The sequence below is a fragment of the Xanthomonas axonopodis genome, from assembly GCF_001304695.1.
In the GTDB taxonomy this organism is placed as follows: Bacteria; Pseudomonadota; Gammaproteobacteria; order Xanthomonadales; family Xanthomonadaceae; genus Xanthomonas; species Xanthomonas axonopodis.
Map to the genome: position 1 here is coordinate 1 of NZ_JFAQ01000171.1, position 7,871 is coordinate 7,871.

A 7,871-nucleotide genomic window follows, 5' to 3' on the forward strand; every position below is an offset into this window, starting at 1 on the left:
CAGGGCATGCCCACCCCAGCCTCGATACCGGCGGCGGTCGTGCCGCAACCGAAGTCCAGGGGGCACGCTGGTTGAATGTGGAGCTGGGCAATGTCAAACGTGCCATCAGCGGCACCTACCATGCGGTGCGCCAGGCCAAATATGCGCGGCGCTACCTGGCCGAAGCGGCCTATCGATTCAACCGCCGATTTCGTCTGGAGCAGATGCTGCCGCGGCTGGCGACGGCCCTGATGCGCTGTAAACCTTGCCCAGAGCGCGTTTTGCGCATGGCAAGCAACTTTCATGGCTGAGGATAGGGCTAATCAGGTCGATACTTCCTGCGCTTGCCAGCTCGCTGGCAACGTAAGCAGGTCCCGCTCCTGCCACTGCGCGTGGCCAAGATATTCCTCGGCGATACCGTGAATCAGTCGCTGTTTCATCTCATCACCTAGGGACAGCAGTTGGGCGACCGGTAAGTTCCATTGTCGTGCGAAACGGATCGCATAGCGGTATCCGTCGATATCCTCGAGAATCGGGCGAAGCGCGGAATCGGGCCATAACGCCACCAGCTCTTCCAGCAACGAAGGCCGCTCCATGCCCCTGCGCAGCATCTTCTCAACGCGACGTAGGGCTCTGTCCAGGAAGTCTGCCCGATCGCCCAGCAGCAACCTGTGCGAGCGCCACTGCCAATCGTTCGCCCAGTGAGGATCAAGGATCATGCGATTGATCAGGGAGATCGATCCGCCCTCCAAGATCACGCCGCTGGCAGCGCGGTGTCTATCGACCAGATCAACCAACAATGCGTGCGCCTCATCCGCGGGGATAATGCCTTCGCGAACCGCGCGCGAGGTCAGATAGATCCTGCGCGTACCGCGCAGTTCAGCCGGTAGCGGGCGTCCGCTACACGTGGATATTTCCGGGCAGCACTGAACTCGGTCGAGCGCGATAACCGGCCATCCGGTTTGCTCTGCCAGCGCCACGGCGACCTCGGTTTTACCGCTACAGGTCGGCCCCCAGATCAGGTGCAGTATGCAACTCATAGCATCACGCCATGTATGGACAACTCTCAACTGAGATCCCCATAAATCTATAATGCGCTATGCATGTATGTCGTGAAAAGCAAGGACACTGCGGCCGTCGGCCTGCTCGGAGGCGATGGCCGTCAAGGAATCTTCCGGAAACAAAAAAGCCCGGCGCTTGGCCTAGCTTGTTGCGAGTTGCTACTTCGCGTTATACGGAATTTTGCCGATTCGCCAATTGACTTGCAAGCCGGTCAACGCGCTTGCGTACCGTCCTGCGCACATCACGTCCGTGGTAGCTGCCAGCCGCTCTGCGGATCGCTCCCTCCGCTGCCTGCATCAACGTTGCCTCGGCCAGGCCCGCCAACAACTGCCAATCGCTGTCGGCGATGTTCCATGCCGGGTCCGGCTTCAGAAACAGAGTCAGGTTGACTTTTCAAGTGCAAAAACGGGTCGGCTTGACTTTCTGAGTAAACGTGACCCTATGTCCCTTGCAGCCTCCACCTTGCATACCAACAACGCGGGCCGGGGCAAGACAAAAGCCCCACGCAGCACCACTACCGAGTGGCTTTCATCTTACCGGGAAACGGGGTCAGGTCGACTTTCTGAATGAACTTGACCTGATACGCTCAGGGTTCTGTAGACACTCAAGGCCCTCGTTGCGCGTAGCGCCGTTCAAACTCTCATGAAACAGGTCGCTAATTGAACCAGGGTGGCGTCGGGAGTGTTGAACATCCCGATGTAATCGAGCACCTCTGCGCGGACGGCGCCCCTGGGCAATAGAGAAGCGTCGCCCGATCCTCTCGCGTTCGGGCTGGCCGAAGAAGCTCTCCGCTAGGGAGCACTGGCGCTCCCCTGCTATTGGCGACGTCACAGGCATACCGACCGCGGCGCCGCCCCGTCACGCGTGAGGCACAGTCGCAGCCACAGGGTGCGGTCGAATCACCACCAACGCGTCTCCCGCGGCGACAGGCTTGCCCGCCTTGCAATGCAAGGCCGCGATCGTTCCTGCCTGACGTGCGGCTACCTGGAACTCCATCTTCATGGCTTCCAGGATCACCAGCGGTTCGCCGATCTGGACTTCCTGTCCGACGTCGACAAGAACCTTCCACACATTGCCCCACATGTCGGCCACCACCGCGCTTCCGTGGACAGCCTGCATGACTGCCTCCTCGGCATCCTCCACCGCGTCCACCTTGGGGTCGTTCTGCCACAGCGCCACTTCGGTGGCGTAGGCGGCCTGCTGCCGCTCCCGGAATGCTTCGATACTGCTTGCGTCTTGAGCTAACAGCCGCTCGTGCTCGGCCAGATCAAACACGGCATCTTCGACTTTGATGTGCGTGCGGCCGGCACGGAAGTCGGCCCGGAACCGATCCAGTTCAACTTCGGTCACTGGATAGAAGCGCACCCGGTCGAAGAAGCGCAGCAGCCAGGGCTCCGCGCCGAACTGGCGGTTTCTCAGGAACTTATTCCAGATCGGCACCGTACGGCCCACAAGCTGGTAGCCGCCGGGCGAGTCCATGCCATAGATGCACATGTACACGCCGCCAATGCCCACCGTGCCTTCAGCCGTGAAGGTGCGTGCCGGGTTGTACTTGGACGTGAGCAGCCGATGGCGCGGGTCCAGCGGCACGGCACAGGGCGCGCCCAGGTACACGTCGCCCAGGCCCATCACCATGTAACTGGCTTCAAAAACCGTCGTGCGAACATCCTCGCGGCTGTCCAGGCCGTTGATGCGCTGGATGAAGTCCACGTTGTTGGGCAGCCAGGGGGCGTCGCCCTTCACCGTTTCGATGTAGCGTGTGACCGCGCCCAGCGTGGCCGAATCCTCGAAGGCCATGGGTAGATGCACGATGCGGCTCGGGACCTGAAGACCCTCCACGCTGGGCAATTGCATTTCCAAGGCGATCAGGCGTTCGACCAGCACCGACTGCGCGATGACGCGGCTGTCGTAGTGGATTTGCACAGAGCGCACGCCGGGCGAAAGCTCATGTACGCCGTCCAGCTTCGCGGCCTTGAGCGCTTCCATGAGCAGATGGACGCGCAGCCGCAGCCGAAGGTCGAGCACGTTAGGGCCGTATTCGAGCAGGATGTACTTGTCTCCAGCCTGCCGGTAGGCCACGGCCGGGCGTTCGCCTTCGGCAGGCAGCTCGGCCAGCACGCATTCGGAAACCGTCGCCGGTGCAGCGGGAAGACCCAGCGCTGGCAGGTCCGGCAGCGGGCGCAGCAGGCGGATGGCCTCGTCCTGCGCCTTCTCCAGCGCCAGGGCTTCATCGAAGCCCATGCGCCTGAAACGGATGGTGTCGCCCGGCTTGACCTGGCCCACCTTCCAGAGCTCGGCCTTGACGATGGTCGCGGGGCACACGAAGCCGCCCAGGCTGGGGCCATCGCAGGTCAGGATCACCGGCGTATCGCCGGTGAAGTTGATGCTGCCGATGGCATACACGCAGTCGTGCACATTCGATGGATGCAGCCCGGCCTCGCCGCCGTCGCTGCGCGTCCACTTGGGCTTGGGACCCACCAGCCGCACGCCCAGGCGGTTGGAGTTGTAGTGCACCTGGTAGTCGGTGGTGAAAAAGCTGGCGATGCTGTCTTCGCTGAAGAAGTCCGGCGCGCCGTGCGGGCCGTACAGCACGCCGATGTCCCAGTGCTTGCCGTAGCTGGGCACCAGTTCGTGCGGTGGCGTGGCCGGCACGCAGGCCGGCGCTGGCGTGGCGCAGACCGCCAGCTCGGGCCGGCTGATGGGCAGCACATCGCCCACGCGCAGCGTACGCCCGGCATGGCCGCCGAACTGGCCGAGCACGAAGGTGGATTTGCTGCCCAGGTACTCGGGCACATCGATGCCACGCCGGATCGCGATGTAGCTGCGGCAACCGCTGCTGGCCTTGGCGATGCGCAGCACCTGGCCGGCGCGCACTGCGATGGGCTTCCACCAGGGCAGCGGTTCACCGTCGTCCAGTGTCGCCAGTGCCGGCGCGCCGGTGAGCGCGATCACCGCATCGCCATGGAACTTGAGTGTCGGCCCTTGCAGCGTGCATTCCAGGCCGGCAGCGCTCTCGTGGTTGCCGACGATGCGGTTGGCCAGGCGAAAGGCGTAGTCGTCCATCGGTCCGGAGGGCGGCACGCCGATGTCCCAATAGCCGGTACGCCCAGGGTAATCCTGCACCGTAGTGTAGGTCCCCGATTCCAGCACCTCGACCACGGGCGAGACATAGTCGTAGCGGTCCAGCAACGAAGTGGACACCGTCCCGGCCGAAAATTCCCTGCTTTGCAGGATGCTGCGCAGGTAGTCCAGGTTGGTGGCGCTGCCGTCCAGGCGCGTCAACTCAAGCGCCATCAGCAACTTCTGGCGGGCTTGCTCACGGTCTGAGCCGTAGGCGATGACCTTGGCGATCAGTGGATCATAGTTGGCAGACACCTCGGTGCCGGTCTGCACCCATGTGTCCACGCGCACGCCTTCGGGGAACTGAACATCGGTCAGTACGCCAGGCGCAGGCTGAAAGCCGCGCACCGGGTTCTCGGCATAGACGCGCACTTCGATGGCAGCGCCCTGCGGTGTGGGCAGATCGTCGAAGGATGGCGGCTCGCCAGCGGCAATGCGTACCATCCATTCGACCAGATCCAGCCCGGTGACCGCCTCGGTGATGGGATGCTCGACCTGCAGGCGCGTGTTGACCTCAAGAAAGTAGAAGGCATCGCGCGCAGCGTCATAAATGAATTCCACCGTGCCGGCCGAGACATAGTTCACCGCTTCGCCCAGCTTGACGGCGGCGTCCAGCAAGGCGGCGCGGGTCGCGTCCGGCAGGTGCGGCGCAGGTGTTTCCTCAACCACCTTCTGGTGCCGCCGCTGCAGCGAGCAGTCGCGCTCGCCCAGCGCCACAACGCGGCCCTTGCCGTCGCCGAAGATCTGCACTTCGACATGGCGCGCATTGGCAACGAAACGTTCGATGAAGACGCCGCTGTCCTTGAAGAAGTTCTGGCCAAAGCGCTGCACCGAATCATAGGCCGTGGCCAGTTCGGCTGCGTTATCGCAGCGCGAGAGACCGATGCCACCGCCGCCGGCCGTGCTCTTGAGCATGACGGGATACCCGATGCGCTGTGCAGCGACTTTCGCATCGTCCAGACTTTGCAGCAGGCCGGTGCCAGGTGTCAGCGGCACGCCAGCGGCCTCGGCGATCGCGCGCGCGGTGTGCTTAAGGCCAAAGCGGCGCACTTGCTCGGGTGTGGGGCCGACGAAGACGACATCGGCCTGCGCACATTGCTCGGCGAACTCGGTGTTTTCGGACAGAAAGCCATAGCCGGGGATGACGGCACCGGCACCGGTCTTCCGGGCAATCTCCAGGATGCGATCGCCACGCAAGTAGGTCTCGGCGGCGCTGCTGCCGCCGCCGCTGTTCAGAGCCACAGCTTCGTCGGCGACGCTCACGTGCAGGCTGTCATGGTCAGCGTCGGAATACACCGCGACCGACGTCACCCCCATCTTCTTGAGCGTGCGCGCGATGCGCACCGCGATCTCCCCACGATTGGCGATGAGGACCTTCTTGAACATATGGCGTGCTCCGGGCGATGCAGCGGCTTGGCCTCCGACCGGAGCCCACTGCGAATGGGTAGGTGAAGTTCGGGCGCGATGGTCTAGTTCTTCCGGGTGACGTAGGCACGCCAACCGCCTAGCGCAGTAATGTCCTCCGCCCCCCGTGTGGCCCAGGACTCGCAAACGAAACCCTGGACCGTGCGGCCATCGATCAGATCCAGGCTGCCAATACCCAAGGGCGATGGGATCAAGGCGACGAAGGAGCCATAGCGCTCGACCGGCATGGCCCACAGTTCGACCGCGATGGGCGCGCCTTCGCCCGCGCGCAGCAGCCCCGGCTTGGGCGGCACGGTACCGGGCAGGGCATAGAGGCGATACGCCGCCGAGGTGTGCGTGCTCTCCAGCAGCGTGGCGCCGCGCTCGGTGAGCTGCCCGTTCAGAGGCATGCCCGATAGGTGCGCGCCGACGACCGCGACGATGACTTGGCCATCGAGGCTTGGGGCGGCTGGCACATCGACCGGTGGCAGCTTCTGCTGCGAAGCACCGCGCTTCCAAGGCGCTGCCGCCTGCCAGCGCCGACCGAACGCGACCAGCCGCGCCTCGTGCCAAGCCGGTGCGATCAGCGTGATGCCTGCCGGCAACCCATCGGCGCGCATGCCAGCCGGCAGCGCAATGGCGCTAAAGTCCAGTAGGTTCACGAAGTTTGTGTAGACGCCCATGCGCGCGTTCATCGTCACCGGGTCGGCCAGCACCTGCTCAATGGTGTAGATGCTGGGCGCGGTGGGCACCAGCAGACCGTCCAGGCCCTGCATTAGAGCTTCGGCCTTGCGTGCCAGCGCCATGCGGCGGTACTCGGCCTTGTAGGCGTCCACCGCGCTGAAGTTCGTCGCCTTTTGGACGATGTCGCGCACCACCGGGTGCACGACTTCTGGCTTGGCGTTCATCAGCTCCTCAATGGCGGCATAGCGTTCGCCCACCCAGGGGCCTTCGTAGAGCAGCGCAGCGACCTCGAACAGCGGCGCGAAGTCGATCAGCTTCAGTTCCACGCCGATGGTTTCCAACCGTCGCAGCGCATCGGTGTAGACGCGCTCGGCCTGGATGTCGCCAAACCAGTCGGGCGAGGCGGGAATGCCCAGCACGGGCTTGGCGGGCCAGCTGGCAGGACGGACCGGTGCCTGACGCGAATACGCATCGGAGGCATCGAAGCCGCCCATCGCGCGCAGCGCTGCATCGGCGTCATCTACGCTCAGTGCCAGCACCGTGATGCAATCCAGCGTGCGGCAGGCAGGCACCAGTCCGCTGTTGCTGACCATTCCGCGTGTAGGCTTCAGGCCTACCAGGTTGTTGTGGCCGGCCGGCACGCGGCCGGAGCCGGCGGTATCCGTGCCCAGCGCAAACGGCACGAGACCACGGGCCACCACGGAGGCCGAGCCCGAACTGGATCCACCACTGATGTACTCGGCTTTGAAGGCATTTGGCACCGGGCCATAGGGCGAGCGCGTGCCCACCAGGCCGGTGGCGAACTGGTCAAGGTTGGTCTTACCGATGACCACCGCGCCAGCGGCTTCAAGCCGATCGATCACGGTGGCGTTGTGCGTCGGCTGGTAGGCGAACTCCGGGCAAGCACAGGTCGTGGGCAACCCCACGACATCGATGTTGTCCTTCGCGGCGAAGGGCACGCCATAGAGGGGCAGCTTAGATAGGTCGCCGCCAACCGACATCAGTTGTTGGGCAAGTCCGGCAAGCCGCGACTGCAGGCCGTCCAGGGAGAGCCGGGAAATCCAGGCGACATCACCTTGCGGTAAGCCGGCGATGAGGTAAGACAGCAGTTCGGCAGGAGCGGCGCCCTGCGCATACGCGGATTGCCAATCGGCCAGGGTCCAAAAAGCGGTGGTGGTCATGGTCACTCGACAAGTTGGATGGTCGCGGGAAGCTCCTCGGCACGCGCGGCAACTGGTCGACTCCAGCAACTGAGACCCATCTGAGAATTCTTGATGTGATCGCGCATTTCGAAGCCCATAGATACGTCAGGTGGCGTAGGAACGGGATTTTTTGCGAGAAGCGACGACGTTCTTTGCGAAGGAGTTATCCTGAGTTATCGAAAATGGGGTGAGGTTGACTTTCTGAGCGAACTTGACCCTATTTGCCTTGCAGCCTCCTCCTCTTTGCGTGCCAATGACACGGCCCTGAGCGAGACAAAAGCCCCGAGCGGAACCACTGCCGAGGGCTTTTTTCTACCTGATTAGCCCTATCCCCCAGCCATGAAAGTTGCTCGCCATGCGCAAAACGCGCTCTGGGCAAGGTTTACAGCGCATCAGCGCCGTCGCCAGCCGCGGCAGCAT

General features: G+C 63.6%; 4 protein-coding genes. 1 reads left to right on the forward strand and 3 read right to left on the reverse strand.

The genetic code is table 11. The features are described 5' to 3' along the window. The coding region (locus XAXN_RS15225; protein WP_167694807.1) for a transposase at window positions 1-290 on the forward strand (290 nt) is incomplete at its 5' end. 12 nt (window positions 291-302) lie between these two features. On the opposite strand, the gene XAXN_RS15230 is transcribed toward XAXN_RS15225, so the two are convergent. The 3 genes from XAXN_RS15230 to atzF all read right to left on the reverse strand — a co-directional run bounded on the left by XAXN_RS15230 (window position 303) and on the right by atzF (window position 7,430). Further along, the gene (locus XAXN_RS15230) at window positions 303-1,019 is read right to left on the reverse strand and encodes an isopentenyl transferase family protein (RefSeq protein WP_054320170.1); all 717 of its coding nucleotides are present in this window, start codon (window positions 1,017-1,019) and stop codon (window positions 303-305) included. Window positions 1,020-1,899: 880 nt separating this feature from the next. Further along, window positions 1,900-5,547: an urea carboxylase gene (uca, locus tag XAXN_RS15235; protein WP_054320171.1), complete on the reverse strand. Its 3,648-nt coding sequence runs from the start codon at window positions 5,545-5,547 to the stop codon at window positions 1,900-1,902. 83 nt (window positions 5,548-5,630) lie between these two features. Next, complete coding sequence (gene atzF / locus XAXN_RS15240; protein WP_054320172.1) at window positions 5,631-7,430, reverse strand: allophanate hydrolase; 1,800 nt, start codon at window positions 7,428-7,430, stop codon at window positions 5,631-5,633. Window positions 7,431-7,871 lie beyond the last annotated feature (441 nt).